General features: G+C 60.2%; 20 protein-coding genes. 17 read left to right on the forward strand and 3 right to left on the reverse strand.

Features of this window, described 5'->3' with window-relative positions; all coding sequences use genetic code 11:
- Positions 1 to 215 precede the first annotated feature (215 nt).
- The 8 genes from AB0M67_RS04780 (at position 216) to AB0M67_RS04815 (ending at position 6,461) form a co-directional block, all read left to right on the forward strand.
- On the forward strand, positions 216 to 1,229 hold the full coding sequence (locus tag AB0M67_RS04780) for a hypothetical protein (RefSeq protein WP_365742581.1): 1,014 nt from the start codon (positions 216 to 218) through the stop codon (positions 1,227 to 1,229).
- Positions 1,230 to 1,241: 12 nt separating this feature from the next.
- Positions 1,242 to 2,690 (forward strand): phage portal protein, encoded by a 1,449-nt coding sequence (locus AB0M67_RS04785; protein ID WP_365742583.1) that lies wholly within the window; start codon positions 1,242 to 1,244, stop codon positions 2,688 to 2,690.
- A 392-nt stretch (positions 2,691 to 3,082) separates the two neighbouring features.
- Positions 3,083 to 3,631, forward strand: a complete 549-nt coding sequence (locus tag AB0M67_RS04790) for a hypothetical protein (RefSeq protein ID WP_365742585.1) — start codon at positions 3,083 to 3,085, stop codon at positions 3,629 to 3,631.
- A gap of 62 nt (positions 3,632 to 3,693) precedes the next feature.
- Entirely contained in the window at positions 3,694 to 4,785 is a 1,092-nt protein-coding gene (locus tag AB0M67_RS04795) for a hypothetical protein (RefSeq protein ID WP_365742587.1), read from the forward strand.
- 27 nt (positions 4,786 to 4,812) lie between these two features.
- Positions 4,813 to 5,406, forward strand: coding sequence for a phage gp6-like head-tail connector protein (locus tag AB0M67_RS04800; protein WP_365742589.1), 594 nt, complete (start codon positions 4,813 to 4,815; stop codon positions 5,404 to 5,406).
- Positions 5,399 to 5,719, forward strand: coding sequence for a head-tail adaptor protein (locus AB0M67_RS04805; RefSeq protein WP_365742591.1), 321 nt, complete (start codon positions 5,399 to 5,401; stop codon positions 5,717 to 5,719). The genes AB0M67_RS04800 and AB0M67_RS04805 overlap by 8 nt, the downstream gene beginning before the upstream one ends.
- Positions 5,716 to 6,078 (forward strand): hypothetical protein, encoded by a 363-nt coding sequence (locus AB0M67_RS04810; protein WP_365742593.1) that lies wholly within the window; start codon positions 5,716 to 5,718, stop codon positions 6,076 to 6,078. Before AB0M67_RS04805 ends, AB0M67_RS04810 begins: the two co-directional genes overlap by 4 nt.
- Positions 6,075 to 6,461 carry a hypothetical protein gene (locus tag AB0M67_RS04815; RefSeq protein ID WP_365742595.1) on the forward strand — a complete coding sequence of 129 codons (387 nt, stop codon included), beginning with the start codon at positions 6,075 to 6,077 and terminating at the stop codon, positions 6,459 to 6,461. Before AB0M67_RS04810 ends, AB0M67_RS04815 begins: the two co-directional genes overlap by 4 nt.
- On the opposite strand, the gene AB0M67_RS04820 is transcribed toward AB0M67_RS04815, so the two are convergent.
- Positions 6,446 to 6,757 (reverse strand): GNAT family N-acetyltransferase, encoded by a 312-nt coding sequence (locus tag AB0M67_RS04820; RefSeq protein WP_365742597.1) that lies wholly within the window; start codon positions 6,755 to 6,757, stop codon positions 6,446 to 6,448. The two genes, AB0M67_RS04815 and AB0M67_RS04820, sit on opposite strands and share 16 nt — an antisense overlap.
- A gap of 63 nt (positions 6,758 to 6,820) precedes the next feature.
- On the opposite strand from AB0M67_RS04820, the gene AB0M67_RS04825 reads away from it, so the two are divergent.
- From AB0M67_RS04825 to AB0M67_RS04865, 9 genes are all read left to right on the forward strand, one after another.
- The gene (locus AB0M67_RS04825) at positions 6,821 to 7,408 is read left to right on the forward strand and encodes a hypothetical protein (protein ID WP_365742599.1); all 588 of its coding nucleotides are present in this window, start codon (positions 6,821 to 6,823) and stop codon (positions 7,406 to 7,408) included.
- A 67-nt stretch (positions 7,409 to 7,475) separates the two neighbouring features.
- Positions 7,476 to 7,781, forward strand: coding sequence for a hypothetical protein (locus AB0M67_RS04830; protein ID WP_365742601.1), 306 nt, complete (start codon positions 7,476 to 7,478; stop codon positions 7,779 to 7,781).
- Positions 7,781 to 8,206 carry a hypothetical protein gene (locus AB0M67_RS04835; RefSeq protein WP_365742602.1) on the forward strand — a complete coding sequence of 142 codons (426 nt, stop codon included), beginning with the start codon at positions 7,781 to 7,783 and terminating at the stop codon, positions 8,204 to 8,206. The genes AB0M67_RS04830 and AB0M67_RS04835 overlap by 1 nt, the downstream gene beginning before the upstream one ends.
- Before the next feature lie 8 nt (positions 8,207 to 8,214).
- Positions 8,215 to 12,738, forward strand: a complete 4,524-nt coding sequence (locus tag AB0M67_RS04840; RefSeq protein WP_365742604.1) for a transglycosylase SLT domain-containing protein — start codon at positions 8,215 to 8,217, stop codon at positions 12,736 to 12,738.
- 9 nt (positions 12,739 to 12,747) lie between these two features.
- Complete coding sequence (locus AB0M67_RS04845) at positions 12,748 to 13,743, forward strand: phage tail domain-containing protein (RefSeq protein ID WP_365742606.1); 996 nt, start codon at positions 12,748 to 12,750, stop codon at positions 13,741 to 13,743.
- An 8-nt stretch (positions 13,744 to 13,751) separates the two neighbouring features.
- The gene (locus tag AB0M67_RS04850) at positions 13,752 to 14,984 is read left to right on the forward strand and encodes a siphovirus ReqiPepy6 Gp37-like family protein (RefSeq protein WP_365742607.1); all 1,233 of its coding nucleotides are present in this window, start codon (positions 13,752 to 13,754) and stop codon (positions 14,982 to 14,984) included.
- Between the two features lies 1 nt (position 14,985).
- Complete coding sequence (locus tag AB0M67_RS04855; RefSeq protein ID WP_365742609.1) at positions 14,986 to 16,056, forward strand: hypothetical protein; 1,071 nt, start codon at positions 14,986 to 14,988, stop codon at positions 16,054 to 16,056.
- Between the two features lie 155 nt (positions 16,057 to 16,211).
- Positions 16,212 to 17,645 (forward strand): glycosyl hydrolase family 28-related protein, encoded by a 1,434-nt coding sequence (locus tag AB0M67_RS04860; RefSeq protein WP_365742610.1) that lies wholly within the window; start codon positions 16,212 to 16,214, stop codon positions 17,643 to 17,645.
- A 362-nt stretch (positions 17,646 to 18,007) separates the two neighbouring features.
- Positions 18,008 to 18,910: a peptidoglycan-binding protein gene (locus AB0M67_RS04865; protein ID WP_365742612.1), complete on the forward strand. Its 903-nt coding sequence runs from the start codon at positions 18,008 to 18,010 to the stop codon at positions 18,908 to 18,910.
- A 445-nt stretch (positions 18,911 to 19,355) separates the two neighbouring features.
- Here AB0M67_RS04865 and AB0M67_RS04870 read toward each other — a convergent pair whose 3' ends face one another.
- On the reverse strand, positions 19,356 to 19,703 hold the full coding sequence (locus AB0M67_RS04870) for an Lsr2 family protein (RefSeq protein ID WP_365742614.1): 348 nt from the start codon (positions 19,701 to 19,703) through the stop codon (positions 19,356 to 19,358).
- Between the two features lie 292 nt (positions 19,704 to 19,995).
- Positions 19,996 to 20,697: a hypothetical protein gene (locus AB0M67_RS04875; protein ID WP_365742616.1), complete on the reverse strand. Its 702-nt coding sequence runs from the start codon at positions 20,695 to 20,697 to the stop codon at positions 19,996 to 19,998.
- Between the last annotated feature and the right edge of the window lie 349 nt (positions 20,698 to 21,046).

Here is a 21,046-nt window from a genome sequence, read left to right on the forward strand (position 1 = left end):
GGACATGATCCGAGGAATGCTCTCGGAGTCTCCAGCCGAAGCAGTTTACGGCCTGGACATCGGCAAGATGGTGGTCCAGTTCAAGAGCGGCAAGCCCGGTTCCATCAAGCCGAAGGCTACCGCCGGCAGGACTAACGAGGGGAATCGCCCGACCTTTGTCCGGGGCCCCAGTGGACTCGTCTGCTGGGGCCCCGGTCATTGCGTGATTCGCACTTATGGACGAGGTCCATCACTGGGTTAGTTCCAACGGTGGTCCGGACTTCTATCAAACTCTGAAGCGGAATATCGAGAAGACCACCAAGGCGGGTTCCCGCTGGGTCTGCACGACTAACGCTTACAACCCGAACGAAGACAGCGTGGCCCAGATCATTCACGAGAGTGAGATGGTCGCGCAGGGCTATTGGCTGTACGACTGCCTTGAGGGTTCCATTGCCCTGGAGGATCTTCGGGATGCGGAGAAGGTCCGCGCCGCTCTTATTGAAGCGTATGGCGACGCGTCATGGGCCGACATTGAGGGTCTGACGCGAACGATCCTGTTTGACCGCACGACTCCCGACAGCACATATTGCCGCTTCTATTTCAACCAGATCGCGGAGTCCTCGGACGGCTGGATGAGCAAGGCCGAGTGGGACGCCTGCCTCGATGAGGAGGACGCGATCATTCCTGGGGATCAAGTGGCTTGCGGTTTCGACGGATCGATCCGCGGTGACGCAACAGGGCTGGTCGCAATCAGATTGCGCGATGCCAAGCTTTTCGTCATTGGGGTTTGGGAGCGACCCGAGAATGCTCCTGATGATTGGGAAGTTGACGTTCTCGCTGTAGAGGCCGCAGTAGCAGAAACGTTCCGCCGCTATCGCGTCGAATGGTTTTACGCTGACCCGCCCTACTGGCAAGAGAACATCGGCCGTTGGGCCATCGAGCACGGGGACGACATCGTTTACGAGTTCTGGACCAATAAGCCGACGAGAATGGCTCAGGCTGTCGAACGGTTCCGTACTGCTGCAATGGTCAATGACCTGAAGCATGACGGAGACCATCACCTGACCCGACACGTTCTCAACGCCGTTACTCGGGAAGTCCCTCAGGGCCTTCTCATCCAGAAGGACAGTCCGCGCTCTAAGCGCAAGATCGACCTAGCTGTTTGTTCCGTTCTAGCTCTGGAGGCCAGAGCCGATGCCATCTCGGATGGACGTCTAAAGATTCGCAGGAGCCGCGTAGTGGGCTTCTAAGGGGGCCCATTTATGATCGTTCCGCCAAGAGGCCACACCTCTTTCATCGGTAAGCCAGAGAATCCGGAACAGTGGCTCATGTATCTGTACGGAAAGATACCGGGTCCAATGCACCCCTCTAAGGCGTACTCCGCCTATTATGAGGGAGAGCAGCAGAAGCTTGCGTTCTCACAGATGCGCTATAAGGCCGCTTTCGCCAGTGTTTTTGAGCAGTGGCGAGACAACTTCTGCGGCACGATCATCGACGCCACGAATGAGCGCCTTCATGTCGACTCCTTCCGCATTCCGGGCCAAGACGACGGCAGGGATGCACGGTCCTTCTGGCAGCGCTCTTGCATGGATGCCTACTCGACCTCGGTGCACCTTGAGTCTCTGATCACGGGTATCGCATACGTCGTCGTCTGGGCGGACGCCCAGGGCGAGCCGACCATCACGCCCGTCCCCGGTAGCCGTATGGCCGTCAGCTACAAGCCCGGCTCCCTCTGGGAGCTGGAGGCTGCGGCACGGTTCGAGATGGATGCCTGGGGCCGGCAACAGGTCACGCTGTGGACCGAGGAGTACGTCTATGAGGTCGCATACGGCACGACCGAATGGGACCAGGGCGTACGGCAGTCGAACCCCCTGAAGAGGGTTCCCGTCGTGCCTTTCGAGAACCGATCTCGGCTCGGCATGGAGCCCACCTCTGATCTCGCGAACTGCGTACCGATCCAGGATGCAATCAACAAGATCACCATGGATGCCCTGACGGCATCCGAGATGGCTGCTTATCCTCAGCGCTGGGTCACGGGAATTGAGATTCAGGAGGACGAGAACGGCAACCCTGTTGCTCCGTTCAATGTCGGCCTGGACAAGCTTTTGCAGGCTGAGGACCCCAACGCGAGTTTCGGCGTATTCCAGCCGGTTGACCTTAAGAATTACGTGACGTTGGTTGACATGCTCGTTCAACATCTCGCCACCGTCTCCAGGGTCCCCAGTCATTATTTCCTGGTCAACTCCTCCAACACGCCTTCCGGCGAAGCGATCATCTCGGCCGAGGCCGGACTAGTCGCTAAGGTCCGTGAGCGGATGCTTCATTTCGGTGAATCCTGGGAGCGAATCATCAGACTGTGCTTTGCAGTCAAAGACGACAAGCGCCAGGACGCTTTCGAAATGGAGACGCGTTGGCGTGACCCCGAGTACCGCACTGAAGCGCAACACATTGACGCACTGCTCAAGCTGAAGCAGCTTGACGTTCCCCTCGAATTCCTGTGGTTCGAGGCGGGATTTACCTCCTCTCAGGTATCCGACTTCCGCGAAATGCGGAAGCAGGACGCTATGGCTCAGGCCGAGATTCAGAAGCTCATGCCGCCGCCTCAACCCCGGCACGACCCCGCAGCTATTGCCGCCAAGCAGGACGCTTCAAAGCCTCCGCAGGGCAACAGCGGAAACGCTGCCCGAAAGATCAACGAGGTTAGGGGCTGACTCCTAGCAAGCCAGCCCCCTCAGCTTTCACGACTATCCCTCTCTCCTAGCCGCGTTTACAGCCTTCTTAAGGGCTGCGATAGCCGGACTCAACATGTCTTCCGGCATGTAGAGCTTCCGTCCGTCCTTCAGCTCTGTGCCATCGAGGCGGTACAGCAACTCTTCCCAGTCAATTCGAGTGCCCTGTTACCAGCCATCAGCGATCTCGTAAGCCGCATCGACTATTTCGTCTGTAATCTCGCCCGCGGAATACGGAGTGAATTCCTGCATGAATGTAGGGAAGCGCATGAGGCGCCAATAGTCAAACGGCATCCTATCCAGATGCGTTCGGCGCCTATTTAAAACATGACCGGCCGAAACGGCACGGCCCCTCTTCCGAAATGGAACCGTGTATGACAACTGAGAACGATGGTGCCGGCGAGAGTTCCACAACCCCCAAGACAATGGGCAATCCTTCGGACACTCCGCCTGTCACGCCTCCTGCCTCTCCAACGCTGGAGGCGGTCACCGCCGACCGAGACCGCTGGAAGGCTCTCTCTCGCCAGAACGAGAGCAACTACAACACGACCCGCACGGAGCTTCAGCAGCTTCAGGCAGCGCAGGAGCGCGCCGTTGAAACCGCTCGCATCGAGGGCCGGACGTCCGCCCTTGGAGAGGTCTCTACCGAGCTGGTGACGGCTGAGCTTCAGCTTCAGGCCCTCAGAGCTGGTGCTGACCTCCCTGACCTCTCCTATCTGGATCTGAACCGCTTCGCTGGCGACGACAGCCGCCCTGACGCGGATGCGGTCAGGGCGTTTGTCGAGTCCCTGCCCACTAAGGCTTCCGGATCGGAGTTCCCGCACCTTGCGGGGGCTGGTCACAACCGAGGTACTTCCGGCGATTTCAGCAGCAACGACCCCACGGAACTTGCTGACTTCATCGCCGGGGGTTCGTTCCTCTAAGCCTCTCCGTCTTTCAGCCCTCCATCCCTGGGGGGCTTTTTTCATGCCCTCTTGGAGGCCGAATGCCAACTCAGCACCACTTCAATTTGAACCCGGTGCAGGTAACCATTGCCGCACTTGGGATTCTTGACCGTCAGCTCACACTTGGTGGTATCCCAGCCCGGTACTCGGAGCTGAATTTCACTGGTGGAGTCGGTGACGTCATCAACGTCAACCGAGAGAGCAGGGGGATTCCGGTTCAGGAGTCGGGTATTTCGACTCCGATCAAGAACCCGATCACGGGTGACAAGAACGTGTTTGCGGCGGCTTCGGACCGCCCACTTCCCGACGTTGATCGTCGGGCGCCAAACGGCTTCGTGAACGAGACCCGCTTCCCAGTCCAGCTCACTACTTCGGCCTCTAACGCGACTGCGCTCGGCATGGAGCAAGTAGCTTTTGACCTCCGCCAGTTCGGCGCTCAGGTCCTCACCAAGCTCACCCGAGGTTTCGCCGAGTACTTCGATGACACGGTTGCCGCCTTCATCAAGGCAAACATCAACCGATCAGGCCTGACGGCTGCTCAGGCTAAAGCCGTTGGCGGTGACGTTGCGGTCAGCATTCCGCAGGCGGACGGTACGGGCGAGAACATGAGCGCCCGCGCTCTTGCGATTCGTGCCGCACTGGTCGACGCGCGAATGAACATGAACCTTGCGCTTGTTCCGACTTCGGAGCGATACCTTATTGCTGGTCCTGAGGTTGAGGCAATCCTGCTGAAGGACCCGGAGTTTGTTGCCGTGGACTACAGCGGCGACACCAACGCACTTCGGCGTGCAACTGTCGGCCGTATCTACGGCTTTGACATCGTGATTCACAACAGCTTCGGCCTGGAGATGTTCCTCTTCCACAAGTCGGCCATGCTGATTGCTTCTGCCTGCCCGGCTCTGCCGATGGGTGCCGTTACCGGCTCCATCCAGAACGTGAACGGCATTGCTACCCGCATGCTGGTTGACTACAACTACAACCAGAAGTCGGACACCATCGGGCTCGACACGATGTACGGCCTTGCCACCATCAAGGAAGACCCGGATTACTCGGTTCGTGGCACGACCATCGGTGAGAAGTTCGTCCGTGGTCTGAAGATTTCCATCACGGAGACCGCTCCCGCTGGCGGCTGATCTCCCCTGACTACTTAGGGAGTTCGCATGCCACTGGCAAACACTGAGGACGTAGCTGCCCGCCTCGGGCGTCCCGTCCTCCTGGACGAGCATCCTCGCATCGCGGCCTTCCTTGAGGACGTCTGTGGACTCATTGAAGACTACTGCGGGAGGGACATGGACAGGCGACTTGGCCAGTCCATCACCCTCTACCCAGCGAATAGTTGCGTCCTCCCCATTCCCCTTCGTTATCGGACCTTTCTTACCGTTGCCGGCGCCCGGCAAGACGGACGGGAGGTCACCGGATGGACCTTCAACGGTCGACAGCTGACCCACAAAGACGGTTGGGGCGAATCCGCGGTGGTCCTCACAGCCTCTTGGGGCTACGAGGTTGTACCTGCCTCGGTCAGGGCCGTTGCCTGTTCCGAGGTCATCCGCTGGCTTGCTCTCGCACCGGGTATCGGCAGGGAGCGAGTGGGAGAAGTCGAGGTTGAGTTCTCCGCGCCCAGCTCGGCGCAGACGCTCTCTCAGGCATCCCGGACGAGCCTCACGCCATACAGGCGGAGCCGTATCGGTTCCCTCACTCTTCGCCGCCAGGGCACGGCCCTCACCCTCAGGAGGCCGGTTGATTCCCATGACTGACCCTGTGGAGGTCTGGCGTACTACCGAGAGGGTCAAGGCCGCGTACACGAGCCGACCCGACTGGGACCAGGCCGTGAAGGTCTGGGCTGGCCTCGCATCTGTCCAGCCCGACAAGGCATATGAGTTTGCCTCCCCTGCAAGGGACCAGTCCCAAGAGCGCTATACGGCCTTCCTGCCGTACACGGCCGCCGTCGCCGCAGGCGACAGGGTGAAGTTCGACGGCCACGCGTACGAGGTCGAGGGAGAACCCGAACGGTGGGGCCACACCTCCCGCCGGCACCTGAAGGTGTCCATTTGGAGGGCTCTGCGATGACCGAGCCCAAGAGCGCCCGTACGAGGCTCGTCCTTCACCAGGGCTGGCAGCGAGAGGCCCTTGCGCTCCCGGGTGTCAGGGACCTGGTGGCCAAGCGCACGGGCGAGCTGCTGCACAGGGCGATTACTGACGCTCCCCGGAGGAGCCACGGCGCCCTGCCCTGGAACGCGGTCAAGGAGAACCTTGAGGCGTACGTGCAGCTCTCGCATGAGGGCTGGTTCGGCAACGTCCTGATCGAGAACGATCCCAGGGTCCGTCACGCGATGTTGCAGGAACGGGGGTTCACCAGCCCCCGAGGCCGAAGGGTCAAGGGCCGTAGGTACCTCAAGGGCGCCCTTCTGAGGATGAAGGTGAAATGAGGATCGACCCAATCGAATTTCTGGTCATCTATCTCAGCTCCCTCGCAGAGATCCCTAACGGATCAGTGCTGGGTGACCTCAACAACCATGTCACCGGGGAAACCGCCGTCTACCTAGAGCACATGGGCGGCTTCCGCGTGATCCGAGACCGCATGGACAGAGTCGACGTTGAGTATTCCGCATACTCGATGGACCGTAAGGGCGCCGTTGACCTGTCCCTTCTTGTCCGCGAGAAGCTTCTAGAGGATCTCCCGGACACTGCGGTAGGTAGTGCCCTCGTGCTGGATGTTGAGGAGATCGACTCTCCGAAGTACGACCCTGACGAGTCCTCACGGGAACACGTCTACTGCGGGCAAGTGGCTGTCTTCTATTCCGAAGCATGAGGTACCCGAATCATGACGTCGTCGGATGAATCTCCCACGAACCCATGGCGGCCGTACCAGGCCCTCAGAGCTTCGTAAGAAAGTCCGTACGGTCCAGGATCAACGGACAGCATGAGCGTGATGGCTTCAGCGTCTGCCTCAGCGCAAACCATTCTGAGGATTTCACTCCCCCACCCCTGCCCTTGATCATCCGGCCGTACTGCGACCTCAGACAGAATGGCGGGTTGATTACCCGTGGGGTCGAGCAAGAGACTTGCTGATACCGCGCCCGCATGCAGGACATAGACATCTTTCATCCCTCAACCCTAGCGACTCAAGCCCTGCACTTGGGGGCCTTTTGCGCACTCAGGAGATCTTCTATGGCGAATGACGCAAAGAATATTCGGTTTGCCCCAAACGGAGCTATCTACGTAGCTCCCGGCGCGACCACGCCGCCCACCGAGTTGGGTGATGGTGCGACGCCTCCAACCGGGTTCAAGGCGCTCGGGTATGTCGATGAGGGCGGCGTAACTCTGACACCAGCCATCGAGACTCAGCCCGTGAATGCGTGGCAGTCGGCCAGTCCTGTGCTCTACACAGTGACTTCCGCCAGTTTCTCCATCAAGGCAACTCTTCAGGAAACCAACCAGGTTACGACTGAGCTTTTCTGGGGCGCCGAGTGGCTTGAGGTCATGTCGAATGATCCGACGCCAGTTGGGACCGGCGTTTTCCGGCTTGACCTCTCCTCTACTCCGGACCTCAGGGAGCTGTCCATTGTCGTCGACTGGAACCAGAACGCCATCAGGAGCCGGTGCGTGATCCCTCGCGCGATGATTTCGGACCGGGGCGCTATTCAGCTTTCACGCACCGAGAACGGCAAGTTTGAGTTGACCATAGAGGCATTGGACTCCGCCGGCGGCCTTGGTTTCGTGTTGACCAACGATGACATCGTTACAGAGGTTGCCTAACTACCCCCGAGACGGGGTGGGGTAACACTCCGGCATCTCCCTCTTAGACAGGCCAAGGAGTCTCCTTATGTCAGCTCAGAAAAACCGCGCCTCAAAGAAGAACGGTGCCAAGAAGGTTGCTGCGGCCAAGTCCGAGGCGACCAACAGTCACGTCACGTTTCAGCACCGCGGTCTCACATTTAAGCTCCGTCACCCGAAGAACTTTCCCCTTGAGGTTCTGATGACGGACGATGAGATCGTGGCGACGCAACTGATACTTGGCGAGGACCAGTGGGCCGCCTATCTCGCCACCCGTCCTGACATCGAGGACTTCGGCGAGTTCGCTAAGAAAATGTCCGAAGCGCAGGGGCTGGATCTCGACTCGGGAAACTGATGTCAGTCGTCCACGTAATCCAGGATTTCCCAGGTGAACTCGAAGCGGACCTGATGGAGTTCTTCGGCGTAGACTTCCTGGACCTGTGGCGTGGGCGGCTATCGCTGCGTCGACTCGGTGTACTCATCAACTCCCTTATGCGCAAGCCCGGACGTTCAACTCTGCTGATGGCCATGGATGAACGGGCCACATGGGGCGAACAAGATTACTTCCTCGCGCGCATCTCGGACGCACTTGAACTCTCGAACTTCCTGTTCCTCAAAGCCAACGTCCCAGACGAGGATGCGCGCGGCCTTGAGATTCCTGCACCACTACTACGGCCCGGCGCCTCGGAGCCGCAGACCGCGTCAGGGCCAGAGCTAGAGCCGGTGTTCAGCAACGCCCATGAACTCACCAGCTTCTTCGGGCGGATGAGCAGCCTCTAGGAGGTCCAATGGCAGAAGGACGCGGACCGATCAAGGTCGGTACCGGGTACATCGAAATCATTCCCAAGGTCCTCCAGAAGGACATGCAAGACCTTCGCCGCAGGGTTCACCGTGAGATGGCAACGCTTGGCGCGACGGCCGCCAAGGAGGTCTCAAAGGCCGCTAAAGATGGCCTTGCCGGCCTGCCGAAGGAAACGCAGAAGCAGGCGAAGAGGGCCAGGCAGACGGTTGAGGTCGAGGCCAAGGACTCCGCCAAGACCCTGAAGAGGATCGAAAAGCAGCTCACCAAGGAGTACGGCGAGGAAGCAGTCAAGCGCTTCCGCGCCTTCCGCCAGGCCGAAGAGCAGAAGCAGGGGCTTCTGGAACAGACGTCCGCTCAGACTCGGACCGCTCTGCGTGAGACTGTGCGCCTGGAGGAGCGGACCGCGCGCGAGCGTCAAACCGCTCTTGAGCACCTGGACCGCGAGCGCCGACAGCTCCTGATCCAGACTCAGCGCGAGCACGACCGCATTGAGCAGGAGAAGCGCCGGGAGGCGGAGAAGCAAGCCCGGCTTGCCCTGGCGTCCCAGCGTGAAGCCCTGCGGCAGCAGGTAGCCGCTCAGCGCGAGGCGGCGCGTCAGCAGGTTGCAGCCCTCAGGGAACAGGCTGCCGCACAGCGGGCGACACTTCAGGACGGGATTGCTGATCAGCAGCGCCGCATGGTCCAACTCCGGGACCAGATCCGGGACATCAACCGGAACATCAACACGGCTAACACCACTACGCAGAGCTATTTCAAGCGCACTGAGACCAGTCTCCGCCGGATGGGCACCTGGTTTGATCAGGTCGGCATGTCGATCAATGAGGCTGCGAACATCCTCGCGACGCGCTTCCTGGCCCCGCTCGCTACCGCTGGTGCTGCCCTAACAGCTGTCGGCGTCGAGAACGCTGACAAACGCCTTCTGGGTCAGCTCGGCCTCACTTCTGCTGGTGTTTCGAAGTCTGTTTCTGCGGCCCAGATGGAAGCCATTCAAAACTACGCGATCAATACGCCGTTCTCCATCGACGTGATGCACGAGTATCAGATGAAGCTCATCCGCTCTGTTGCTGGTGCTGACAAGAACTGGTACAGCTCGGATGCGGGTACGCGTACGGGGGCGGCCAACCAGGCTGCCGGTAAGACGACTGATTTGATTATGGCTATCGGTGACTCGATGGCACGGGCCGGAAACCTGAATCCTACTCAGTTCCAGCGCGCTATGTACGCGATGGACATGATCATGGACATGGACCGTGCGCCCACGAAGAATGTGAAGCAGCTCGCAGCCGCATCCGGTATGCCGGCTGCTGAACTTGCCGCAATCCTGGGGTTCAAGAACTCGCAGGAAATGTGGAAGGTCATTGGAACGCCTGCAAAGGATGGCGGGGGTGTCTCTGGTACTCAGATCATGGACGCCATGCTCAACTACTGGAACCCTGAAGCCTATCCAGGAAGCCAGACGGGCAGGGGCTCCAAGGGCTTCGCCGCCGAAATGACCAGCGAGACAATCACTGGTCGCCTTCAGCAGATGAAGGAGCGTGCGGCTTTCGAACTGGGCAACCTGTTCGTTGCAAAGGACGAGGGCGGGCAATACAAGTACACGGATCTCGGTAACAAGCTCGCGGGATCCGGCGGGATCCTGGAACAGGTAGAGGCTCTGGCCAAGAAGTGGTTCCCGAAGGTTGATGATTTCCTTGGTCTCTTCCTGGATTCGCTTGGTCAGTTCATCAGCACGATCGACAGGGCAGCCACATGGCTTGAGGATTCTGGACTGGCGGATGTTGCCGCGAGTGTCGGGCGGTTCCTCCTTGAGTGGGGCCCCCTGATCCTCGCTGTGGGCCTCCTGTCAAAGGTCATCGGTAAGGCCGTGGGCCTGGTCGGCCGCCTCTTCGCTCCGGCCGCAGCGGTGACCCGAGCGGGTGTACGCGCCTACGAGGGACAGCGGGACATCCGTAGCCAGCGTGCCGCAGCCCGCACAGCGCGGGAGGACGCTCAGGATTCCGGCTCGTCACGTGCGGCCGTTCGTCAGGCGGGCCGGGACGCATACCGCCAGCAGCGGACGACCAACCGTCAGGGTGACGACCGGTCGGCCCGGACGCGGCTCCTGGACGGCTTCATGGGACGTGACTCCCGTGGGACTGAGGGAGAGCGGCAGATACGCGCCCTGGAGGATCAGATTCGTGAAGCCCGCGACAGCGCCAACCAGTTGCGCGACGAGCTGCGCGAGACCAACCGCGAGTCAATGCGCCAGATCACGTCTGCCCTCGCCGGCAACGGTCAGACCTCCGTCCAGGGTGCTGCCAACGCGGCTCAGAACGCCGTCAACTCCGTCCGGACACAGGCCCAGCAGACCAACAACACAGGTCTTGACCAGCTTCGGCAGGAGATCGAAAAGACTGAGAAGGCGGCTCGGGATACCGTCACGCAACTGAGCAAAGTCAAGGACAATGTCACTGCATTGGACGGCCAGAAGCTCACCAAGGTCACCGCGGAGTTTGGTCAGCTCAGATCGGGAGCCGAAGAGGCCGGTAAGCAGATCACTTCCGGAAACGCTCGTGTCGGTGCCCTCAACGGCAAGCATGTCAAGGGAGTCACGGGCTCGGTCAACCAACTCCGCGACGCTGCCAAGAGGGCTGCGGACCAGATCGGCGACGGTGCTATGTCGTCGTCTGCGTCTGGTCGTGCCGCGAACCTGAACAAGCGCAAGCTGACCGACATCATCAACGAGTTCAAGAAGCTCACCAATGCGGCCGAGGACTCGTACAGGCAGATCGGGCAGGGAACGGGCGCCAGCTCCCTCGCTGGCCGCGTGGGGCTCCTCAACGGCAGATCACTGAAGAAGATCACCGACGCGGTACAGGACCTGGAGAAGGCGCTTAAGAAGGCCCATACCGAAGGTGACGGCCTAGACGGGGCGCTTGACCGGATCGGCAAGAAGTCCCCTGGTGGAGGCGGAAGCGGGAGCAAGCCCAAGAAGAGGGCCCGAGGCGGCGTCATGCAGCCTTCGGACGTCTCCTTCGCTGGGGTCATGCCGGGGTATCAGCCCTGGGCAGACAAGATCCCCACTCTCCTCACTCCCGGTGAGGCGGTTCTTCGCCCCGAGGTCACGAACCATATCGGCGAGGAGACCATCAACGCTTGGAACTCCCTCGCAGTCCGTGGAAAGATCTCGCGCCATGCCCGGGGTACCGGTGGCGGAGGGAAATTCGACCTTGCCCAAGTCAAGGAACTGATTGAACTCCAGAACATCTATCCCGTGGGCACCGCCATGCTCAAGACGATGAAACTCGACGGCACTTCTGACCAACTCGGCGGGAGTGTTCAGGGGGGAATCCTCCGCACCGGAGATCATTCCGCAAATGCGGGTGGTTCCGCTGGGGCACAGAAGTTCCGTGGCATGTACGACTGGATGACTGAGGACGTTTTCACCGTCCTCAAAAAGGTCCCCACCCTTGTAGGACAGGCGGCCGGAATTCTTGGCGGCGCTTTCGCTCCGGTCCAGGCAGACTATTTTTGGACTGACGTCTGGAGAGGGAATGGAAACATTGTCGATCGCGGTAGAGCATACCTCGATCACCTCTTCAGCATGGAAACACTGGAAAAGGTCTGGGGCAATCTGTGGGGCGGAGTCACTGACTCTTTGGGGTCCATCTGGGACACAATCACTAACCCGGTCGATGCGTTCAGCAATGTTTTCGGGGATATCGGAGACATCGTCTCCGGGTCCTACAACAACCTAATCGGGATGGTCGACACCGTTAAAGAAATCAAGGATTCCCCTCTCGGCTATGCGGGCCGCGTGTTCGACGGATTCATGGAGAACGCGCGGGAGTCCATGCCGAACACTAAGGGACTCTTTGATTTCAGAAGCGGTTCCAAGGTCAGTGCCGATGTACCGGAATTTTCCGCCGCGGCCTCACTACCTGAAGGCAGTGGCGCTAAACGATGGGGTGTCATTGCGGCTCAGGCTCTGAGCATGCTGGGGCTTCCTGCATCTGCTTTGAGTACGGTCCTTTACCGCATCAACATGGAATCTGGCGGTAACCCCAACATCGTCAACAAGTGGGATAGCAACTGGGCTGCCGGACATCCGTCTGTGGGATTGATGCAGGTAATCGGCCCCACCTTCAAAGCATTTGCCGGCATGTTCAAGGGGACGGGGCCATTCAGTTACGGAACTTCCGTCAACCCGCTCGCCAACATCTACGCAGGCTTGAACTACGCCCGTAATCGCTACGGCTCTCGCTGGCAGTCAGTATTGGCCGGCAACACTGGTTATGCGACAGGAACAATGTCTGCATCCCCCGGTCTCGCAATGGTCGGGGAGCGCGGTCCTGAACTGGTCGACTTCGGCCGTGGAGGCGCACGTGTCTATACCGACCAGGAGACCCGGGACATGGTGGCTGGGCGCCGGTACGAGATCCACATTCATGAGGCGAAGGACGAGCCCACCCCTCAAGCCGTAATGCGGGCTCTCCAAACGGCAGAAGCTCTCTACACGACTCCCTTGTAAGGAGGCCCTATGCCACTTCCCGCCAAGGCGGCACCGAGGGTACCGGAATCCCTTAGGGATCTACCCCCTGTACCTCAGGAGTGGGGGCGTACGAGTGTGGTACTCGCCGGAAGCAATGGTGAGGGGGACGCAATCCCTCTCACCTCCGTCAGCAATACCGTATGGCCCGGGATTCTGATCCAGCCCGGGGCGACCGGGCTGGATATGCCCCTCTATCAGCTTTTCTCGGATGAATCACCGAATCTCGACGGTTCAATTTTCAGGTCTACGCGTGCGTCTGCACGAGAGATCATGATCCCGGTCTTCCTCTACGGAGTAGACAGGCCCACCGTAAATTCCCTGAAGCGGAAACTCTTTCAGGCGCTCAATCCCAGGAATGGCTACTGCGCTATCCGGTTCACCGAATGGAGCGGGGAGACACGGCAGCTTGCGGCCTACTACAAAGGCGGGATGGAGGGCGCCGAGGGAGACACGGCCGGTTTCACCTGGGCCAAGTACGCGCTGAACTTCACTGCCATGGACCCGTACTTCTATCCCCTGTCCCCCCGCTCGATCAAATGGAGCTTCGGCACCGGGGATCCGCTCCTCAGCGACAGCAAGAACCTCTTTCCCATGGAGATCAGCGAGGGCGTGTTGGGCGGGGACGGCGAACCCCTGATCATTGAGAACCCCGGAGATGTCGAAGCTTGGCCTGTCTGGGACCTACGCGGCCCCATCAGGTCTTTTCAGCTCACGTCATCAAGTGGAGCGACCATCAAGGCTTCTCCTCCCGGTGACAGTTCGGATCTCATACCGGCAGGACGCACATTGACTATCGACACGAGACCGGGCCGGAAAACCGTGAGGGACGATCGCGGAACTAATTACTGGGAAAGACTCGACACCAATCCGGAGTTCTGGCCGGTGGCGCCCGGCAGCACGGACGCCCTGATCACGGTCGTCACCGGATCCGGCAAGTCGGCCATCACCCTTCTGTTCCACCCGCGATACGCATCGTTTATCTGAGGAGGGCCATGGGGTACCGTGTCGAAGTTTTCGACAAGAATTTAAAGAGGGTCGGTGAGATCGATGAGTGGATCTCGCTGGATTTCACTATCCGACTATGCCAGGAAGGCTCGTGGCAGATCCTCATCAAGGACGGCACACCACAGGCCGACCTCATCGAGAAAGGGGGTGGCATCGTCATCCGGCAGGACGGGGTTGCTCGCCCCCTCCTGAGTGGCCAGGTAGACGTATTCCAAAAGTATTGGACGAAGGTCCAGCACACTGGGCCCGGCTCACTGTATATCGGCGGAAAGTGCCACAACTCACTGGCTTACAGGCGCCTAGCCTTCCCCGATACGTCCCGCCCAGTCTCACAGCAGCATGCTGCCGCTCTGGGCAGCCGGATATTGAACTGGTCGAGTGCGGGAGCAATGATCTACCACGAGTTGAACAATGCACTGGGAACCGGTGCTCTACCGGACCGCAAGATATCCGGAGTCAATCTGACCCCTTCTGCGCTTGGCAAGGGGAAAGCGGAGACACTACGGTTCGACGTGATCGGCTCAAAAATTGAGGAGTGGTTCGCAGCTCTGGGAGTCGCATACCGCTTCATTTACAACGCCACGAGCCAGATGATTGACCTGGAGATTTTCGAGCCACGCAACTTGTCTAAGTCAGTGAGGTTCTCCCCCGAGCTGGGAAACCTACGCGAATACATCTGGACCCTGAGCGCGCCGAGAATAACCCGCGCCATTGTCGGGTGCGCTGGTGAAGGACTGGACAGATACTACTACCAGAAGGTTGACACCGCCTCAGAAACCGAGTGGGGCATTTCAATCGAACAGTTCGTAGACCGTCGCGACATCGGCGTAAAAATGGACAGGCGCACGGGAAAGACCGTCAAGGCGGAAGAGTCCATGACGGATGCCGAATTCGCCGAAGCCATGAAGGCTGCCGAAGAAGCCGCAGCTGAAGCACTTCAAGACGGAGTGAAATCCGGGAACTTCCAGATCTATCCCATTGACACAGACTCCTGCCTGTTCGGCCGGGATTACTACGTAGGCGACATCGTGACTGTAGCGGTGGACGGCTCCGAGTATTCCGATGTTGTGCGGGAGGTGGTCATTTCTGTGGACGATGCCGGTAACGCGGCAGACGTGAGCCCGAAGCTTGGGCAGCAGGGCACGGGCGAGCCCTTGAACCTCTACAAGACCGTGTACGAAATGCAAAAAAAGCTTCGGCGCCTTGAGGCGAGGATGTGACATGGCAGAGATCAGTTTCCCCTTCAACGCGGCCAATTCCAACGGTGGGACTTCCGTTGTCTCCCAGACGCAGTGGCAGCAGATGGCCGCCGCGTGGGGAGGGGACCGTATTGATTTTCAGCTGACGAACTCAAACTATTCCGGGACCGACCTGCCTTTTACGCTCACAGTCCTGAACGGCCGGCAGGTGCGTGTCTCTGCTGGCTCCGCATGGGTCGGCGGCTTCTATTACCAGCTCACCGGATCCAAGACGTTTGACATCCCGGAGAACGCCACCACGAAGGGGCGCAAGGACCTGATAGCCATCCGGGTCGACATGTCGAAGAGCGCTGTCCAAATGGTTCTCATCACTGGCACTTCGGCCACATCCCCCAAGGAGCCGACTCCCAAACGCCTCATTGGCGGCGTCTGGGAGATGCCTATCTTCGCCGTGGACGCCCCTGCCAGCAATGGCGCGGTCACGGTGACGCGCCGGGGTCCCTTCCATATGCCCCCCTCGGTCGGATATCCGTGGTCTGCGGCTGAGAGCGTGGCCTTGTCCCCCCGAAACTCCATCTCCTATGACCTGGACAGTAATTCGAGCGGTGGACAGGTCGAGTACTGGAATGGCCAGGAGGGCTACGTAGCAGCAAGACATCTAGGGCCGTCCCGTACCTACACGCCAAGCATGGTCAACTCCGGCTCGATCTCGTCCAACTACAGAAATGGCCGCTGGCGGTGGATCGCCCCAAACCTCGTGTGGTTTTCCCTAAGGGTTGAGAACTCGACCAACACGGATGTGAAGAAGGGCGCCACGTTCGCCATTGGAGTGACCCTACCGACAACGGCTAACGCCCGGCTGGGTCAAGTAGTCCTGGGCCACTTGGACAACGACACAGCCAAAGCCGGTGGGCTTCCCAATTTCACAAGCCTGTCATGCAGGATCCACAAGGGTGCGAACACCAGCAATCTCTTTCTCTACTACCCCAATCCGCGGTTCCTTTCCGAGGGGCTTGATGGTCTTGCTGTGATCCCCCGTAAAAGCACTATCACCATCAGCGGAGTCTACGAAGCGGCCGAATTCAAGGAGTGAGAATCGTGGCACGAAACCTTTTCGGCGGTGGCCCTGCTGACGTGGCAGAGGACACGTCAGGCGCCCGTGTGCCGGGCGCTACCGGATCCGTTTGGGACGGCATCACAGAGGGAGCTGCCCAGGTAACCGACATGACGGACCTGGACGGCTCGCCCATGAGCGAGCTGGTGGCCGACGACGCGGGCATGGTCCGGCCTTTCTACGGCCCCGAGGACGCTGAGCGCCTGTGGGTCGACTTCGGGGGCGGCCGGGTCGCCCTGGCCGCCGCCGATGTCGGGGACCGTCTGAACGCCCATCTCTTGAGCCACGACCCCCACGGGGACCGGGCGGCAGTCGTCGATGAGCTGAACGCCCAGAAGGGCGCCGCAACAGGTCTGGCCACTCTCGATGAGTACGGGCTGATACCCCTGGGCCAGATCCCCGCCGTCGCCCAGGCCCCCGCCATGGGCGACTGGATCAACGTTCTCGCGCCTGCGTATGGCGCCACCGGCGACGGAAGCACCGATGACACAGCAGCGCTCCAAAAGGCCCTATCTGGATGTGCGGCGGGCGGAGTCGTGTACCTCCCACGAGGCGTGTACCGCGTATCTGCCCCCCTCGATGTCCCCCGGGGAGTGACCCTGATGGGGTCCCACTCGAATCTGATGGTGGGCCCGGGGATGAACGAGGACGATTCACCCTGTTACGTCCAGGCACTTCCGAACTTCGTTGGACGCGCCCTGATCACCATCGCGGGTGATGACGATGGGAGTCACCCAGCGATCAATGCGGAACAGCGCCTCACAAATCTGATGCTCGACGGCTCGAAGTTCTTGGCCGGCACCGCAGATGGCGTCTATGCCTGGGGCAATGTACAGAACGTCGTACTACGCGATGTCTGCATTCGGAAGATGCCGGGCAATGGAGTTGCGACGGGCCCCAATGAAGCGGACGAGTGGCCCTACTCCTGGCGCCTTCACAGTGTCATGGTGGACAACTGTCATGCGAATGGTTTCGCATTTGAACGTAATACCGACCTGACCATGATTGACTGCCAGGCCATCGGCGTAGGCTCCAGTGGATTCCAGTTGACTAACTGTGCTAATTCAACTCTCCTCGCTTGCCGGGCTGAATGGACCGGTGGTTATGGCTTCCATCTGACGGGCGCGTGGGGGAACTGGCCCGGATCTGGCTCGGGAATGATGTCCGCGTGCTCTACCGATCGATGCGGTTGGGACGGCGTCCGGATTGACGCCACGGGTAACGGACCTTTCATCATCAGTTCCCTGATGACTCGGCGGGATGGCCGCAACGGCGGTACTGGCGGAGGGGGTTACGCGGGCCTGGCTCTGCTCCAGCGCTCGCCTGTCATCGTCACCGGCCTCACTTGCTACCCGGGCACGGATGACCAGGGCACCGCCGGAACGAGCCCTCAGTACGGTGTCCGGATCTCCGGAGCCCGGGATGTGCATCTGGATAGTGCGTATCTGCATGCCGCTACTGCGGGCATCTACGACGACGGGACGAGCCAGCGAATCCGGCTGGGACGGGGTATCACAACCAATGCGGGCAACAACTACAGCGAGGCTCGAATACCGATAGGCGACTGAAAGGCGGCCATGCTTGGGGGCATGGCTGCCTTTTTCATGCCCCCACACCGAGGAGACTCCTTGACTCCACTAGACATTATTGGCCTTGCAGGGACGCTCTCCTCTGTGATCGCTGCCGCGGTGGTCCTGGTTGCCTCTCACAAGACCAACTCTGCCCGCATTTGGCGCGAGGAAGCCGAAGCGCAGAAGACTCGTGCGGACCGGCTAGAGAACTCTCTGAATGAGATCAAAGAACGTCTCACACGCATTGAGACCGAGAACAAGCGACTGATTCAGCTACTGACAAGTCTCGACCCTGCACGGTTGGCTGTTGTCCGCCTTCCGGGCGAGACGAACACGATGGAGGACTAATGGCTACACCCATGACAGCGGACCAGTTCGTCAAGGCACTCAAGGCCGAAGGCGTAAATGTTAAGGAGCGTTCCGGCTGGCGTACCCACAACCGGAATCACAAGGGCGCGTGGGGGCCCGTGCATGGTGTTGTAATCCACCACACCGCCGGGCGCAACTCTCTGGCCTTTGTCTCGTCAGGCAGCAGCGCCCTTCCCGGGCCTCTCTGTCACACTCATTTGGCTAAGGACGGAACAGCGACAATGGTCGGCAATGGCCGTGCGAATCACGCTGGGACCTTCGCCAGTAACGCACACACGGCCGTGGTGACCGAAAGTTCCACTCACCCCAAGCCGAGTAAGGCCGAGCCGATTGATGGCAACACTCACTATTACGGAATCGAGATTGAGAATCTGGGTGACGGCAAGGACTTTTATCCTCAGTCCCAGTACGACGCTGCGGTCAAGTGGGCTGCGGCTATTTGCCGCCATCACGGGTGGACCGCTGACAGCGTGATCGGACACAAAGAGGGAACCACGCGGAAGATCGACCCCAAGGGCCCCATTGGCAAGGCTGCGGGCTCCCTGTGGGACATGACCGACTTCCGGAAGGATGTTACGGCTCAGCTCAAGAAGAGCGCAGGCAAGCCGCCGACAACCCCGTCTAAGCCCACCACTCCGAACAAGCCTGCGGTTCCCGCCTTTCCAGGCGCACAATATTTCCGTCCTGGCGCGAGGAACCAGTATGTGACTCAGCTTGGCAGACAGCTGGTCAAGACGGGATACGGGCGCTTCTACAAGGTGGGGCCTGGCCCTCAGTGGACTGGCTCCGACCGAGCTGCGGTGAAGGCTTTCCAGACAGCCCAAGGCTGGACCGGAAGCGACGCTGACGGCTATCCAGGCCCGCAGACCTGGAAGCGTCTTTTCTCCAGCTGACTGGCTCGCATGGCAAAAGATTCGCTAGCAGGATTAGGGACTGGGCTCTAGGTCCGGTCCCCCACTTACCAAACCAACAGTACGAGGTGATGCAGCATTAACGTTATTCTCTCGAAGCATGGAGTTCGAACCTATTCGATTCTTGCGGCGCTCGTCCCAGCCCTATTGATCGTCTGGCCCAAGCTGCCCTGGGAAGCTCTCTTGGCCGCTTCTGCGGCCCTCCTGGGTGTGGGCGAGGCTGCCCAGCGACACGAGGACACCAAGACCGCCCGAGCCCTCTATCGGGACAGCCCCTTTGAGGCTGAGCTGAGAGGCACTCCCGACAAGTAAGCCGAGCAGCAAAACAAAAAATGCCCCCTCCCGAAAGGGAGGGGGCATTTTTTTCGTTCACTGTCTCAGGCTAGGCGGGCGAAACTTCGTCGCCGCTGCCCAAATGTTGCCTCTGCTATGCGTTCGCTGCGGCGTACGCTTCCTTGATTCCCGCAGGCACACGGCCACGTGTGCTGACAGTGAAGCCGTTGTCCGTGGCCCACTTGCGGTACTCCTCGGCTGAGGGCTCGCCCTCAGCACGGGCAGGCTTCACAGCTCCACGGCCGCGGATGCCGGCGGCAGCCCTGCCCCCAGTGCGACGGCCGCTCTTGACGAACGGCTCCAGAACCTCGCGCAGCTTGTCGGCATTCTTGCCGGTGAGGTCAATTTCGTAGGTCCTACCGTCCAGCCCGAACGTTACGGTCTCGTCGGCCTCCCCTCCATCGATGTCGTCAAGGAGGAGAATCTTCACCTGCTGGGCCATCGTTGTGCCTTCCACTTTGATCTGTCTGGTTCTGACGGGCTGAACTGTTTCCGTCGTATCCCTACGGAAACAGCATCCATATTTCATTCAGCGCCATACGGCGCGTAGCTGTCACGGTGAGGCTGTCACAGGCACCCACCCCCCTCAAGTGTGATTCGCTCAATCCACTCTCCGGATGCCCATCTCCGACAGAGATCGGTGTACCGCCCCTGTACGACAAGGGACGCTGCGGGCCGGACCTTGGGCATGGATGACGGCGCCACAGCCCTACGGCCTCCGGGACTGGTTGTGCTCACCGGTAGTCGGGGATCTCTGCAATGGGAGTGAAGCGGCATCCCGGGCTCAGGAATCCGACTACTTCCCCTGTACGAACATGGCGCACGGCCTTGTCGTACTTCTCCTCAGAGGCAGAGAGGGGGGCCTCCTGGTCCTGGTGCTCCTCGACCTCCAGGCGCTCAGGCTCAGCAGCCTCCACCTTCCGGCCCGGTGACGTGGGGGCCCACCAAATGCGGGACTGGAGGGTGCAGGTCAGCACCACGTCCCCCGTGTCCTCGTCGAAGATGTCGTACTTACCGTCGCCGGTGTACGTCAGTCCTGCCAAGATGACCGGTTCGTTGGGCTCGCTCGACCGCTTCCCTCCCTTCCCTCCGAAGTGGAACCGCGCTTCGTGGTTGCTCGCACGAACTCCGGGAAGAGTTCGCAGTTCGGAGTTTGACCACTCCACACCCTTCGGCTCCTCGGCCAGCTCGACCCTGCCAGCATCCGGAAACAGGGTGGTCCAGGTCGACCGCTCCTTGGGCTCAACGCCAGCCGCGCCGACGCATACCCGCACTCCCTTTGACCGCACCCCGTTACGTGTCGCGGTCACGTCCGCCGGCAGCGCCAGCAGCGTGCCCGTACGGGTCACGGAATGCCCACGGGTGTCCACACCGGCAGCGGATACGTAGTCCCCGACCTTGAATCTTTCCAGGGCCTTCTTGAGGTCTGTCGTCATGTCTTCTTCCTCCCAATTGATTGATCGGGCACGGTTGCCGTGCTCCCGGCTGTCCAAGAGGACGTTCAGATCCGGAGCGCGCATCTGCTCAGTGCATACGTCACAGTCACAGTCGTGGCCAACACACGCGAGGCAGCCCGGGTCATCGCACAGCCGATCTGGCCCGTAGCCGTCTCCCCTGTTGTAAGAGAAGGGGTAGATCACGTGCTCCCGCTCGTACTTGTGGCCGTGAGCGAGCGGAAATTTCGGACACGGGAACGTCGAGGCCCGAGCGGATTGCTCCGTCTCGAATGCAGCTCGACAGCTGGTGCACTGCTGCCCTTCTGACGGCCTCTCCCTTGTCCGATGG

It is taken from the genome of Streptomyces sp. NPDC051662 (genome assembly GCF_040681655.1).
Classification (GTDB): Bacteria; Actinomycetota; Actinomycetes; order Streptomycetales; family Streptomycetaceae; genus Streptomyces.

Bases quoted from the DNA above. Each gene is read 5' to 3' on its own strand.
- AB0M67_RS04780 (WP_365742581.1), top strand. From the start codon at position 216: ATGGACGAGGTCCATCACTGGGTTAGTTCCAACGGTGGTCCGGACTTC.
- AB0M67_RS04785 (WP_365742583.1), top strand. From the start codon at position 1,242: ATGATCGTTCCGCCAAGAGGCCACACCTCTTTCATCGGTAAGCCAGAG.
- AB0M67_RS04790 (WP_365742585.1), top strand. From the start codon at position 3,083: ATGACAACTGAGAACGATGGTGCCGGCGAGAGTTCCACAACCCCCAAG.
- AB0M67_RS04795 (WP_365742587.1), top strand. From the start codon at position 3,694: ATGCCAACTCAGCACCACTTCAATTTGAACCCGGTGCAGGTAACCATT.
- AB0M67_RS04800 (WP_365742589.1), top strand. From the start codon at position 4,813: ATGCCACTGGCAAACACTGAGGACGTAGCTGCCCGCCTCGGGCGTCCC.
- AB0M67_RS04805 (WP_365742591.1), top strand. From the start codon at position 5,399: ATGACTGACCCTGTGGAGGTCTGGCGTACTACCGAGAGGGTCAAGGCC.
- AB0M67_RS04810 (WP_365742593.1), top strand. From the start codon at position 5,716: ATGACCGAGCCCAAGAGCGCCCGTACGAGGCTCGTCCTTCACCAGGGC.
- AB0M67_RS04815 (WP_365742595.1), top strand. From the start codon at position 6,075: ATGAGGATCGACCCAATCGAATTTCTGGTCATCTATCTCAGCTCCCTC.
- AB0M67_RS04820 (WP_365742597.1), bottom strand. From the start codon at position 6,757: ATGAAAGATGTCTATGTCCTGCATGCGGGCGCGGTATCAGCAAGTCTC.
- AB0M67_RS04825 (WP_365742599.1), top strand. From the start codon at position 6,821: ATGGCGAATGACGCAAAGAATATTCGGTTTGCCCCAAACGGAGCTATC.
- AB0M67_RS04830 (WP_365742601.1), top strand. From the start codon at position 7,476: ATGTCAGCTCAGAAAAACCGCGCCTCAAAGAAGAACGGTGCCAAGAAG.
- AB0M67_RS04835 (WP_365742602.1), top strand. From the start codon at position 7,781: ATGTCAGTCGTCCACGTAATCCAGGATTTCCCAGGTGAACTCGAAGCG.
- AB0M67_RS04840 (WP_365742604.1), top strand. From the start codon at position 8,215: ATGGCAGAAGGACGCGGACCGATCAAGGTCGGTACCGGGTACATCGAA.
- AB0M67_RS04845 (WP_365742606.1), top strand. From the start codon at position 12,748: ATGCCACTTCCCGCCAAGGCGGCACCGAGGGTACCGGAATCCCTTAGG.
- AB0M67_RS04850 (WP_365742607.1), top strand. From the start codon at position 13,752: ATGGGGTACCGTGTCGAAGTTTTCGACAAGAATTTAAAGAGGGTCGGT.
- AB0M67_RS04855 (WP_365742609.1), top strand. From the start codon at position 14,986: ATGGCAGAGATCAGTTTCCCCTTCAACGCGGCCAATTCCAACGGTGGG.
- AB0M67_RS04860 (WP_365742610.1), top strand. From the start codon at position 16,212: ATGAGCGAGCTGGTGGCCGACGACGCGGGCATGGTCCGGCCTTTCTAC.
- AB0M67_RS04865 (WP_365742612.1), top strand. From the start codon at position 18,008: ATGACAGCGGACCAGTTCGTCAAGGCACTCAAGGCCGAAGGCGTAAAT.
- AB0M67_RS04870 (WP_365742614.1), bottom strand. From the start codon at position 19,703: ATGGCCCAGCAGGTGAAGATTCTCCTCCTTGACGACATCGATGGAGGG.
- AB0M67_RS04875 (WP_365742616.1), bottom strand. From the start codon at position 20,697: ATGACGACAGACCTCAAGAAGGCCCTGGAAAGATTCAAGGTCGGGGAC.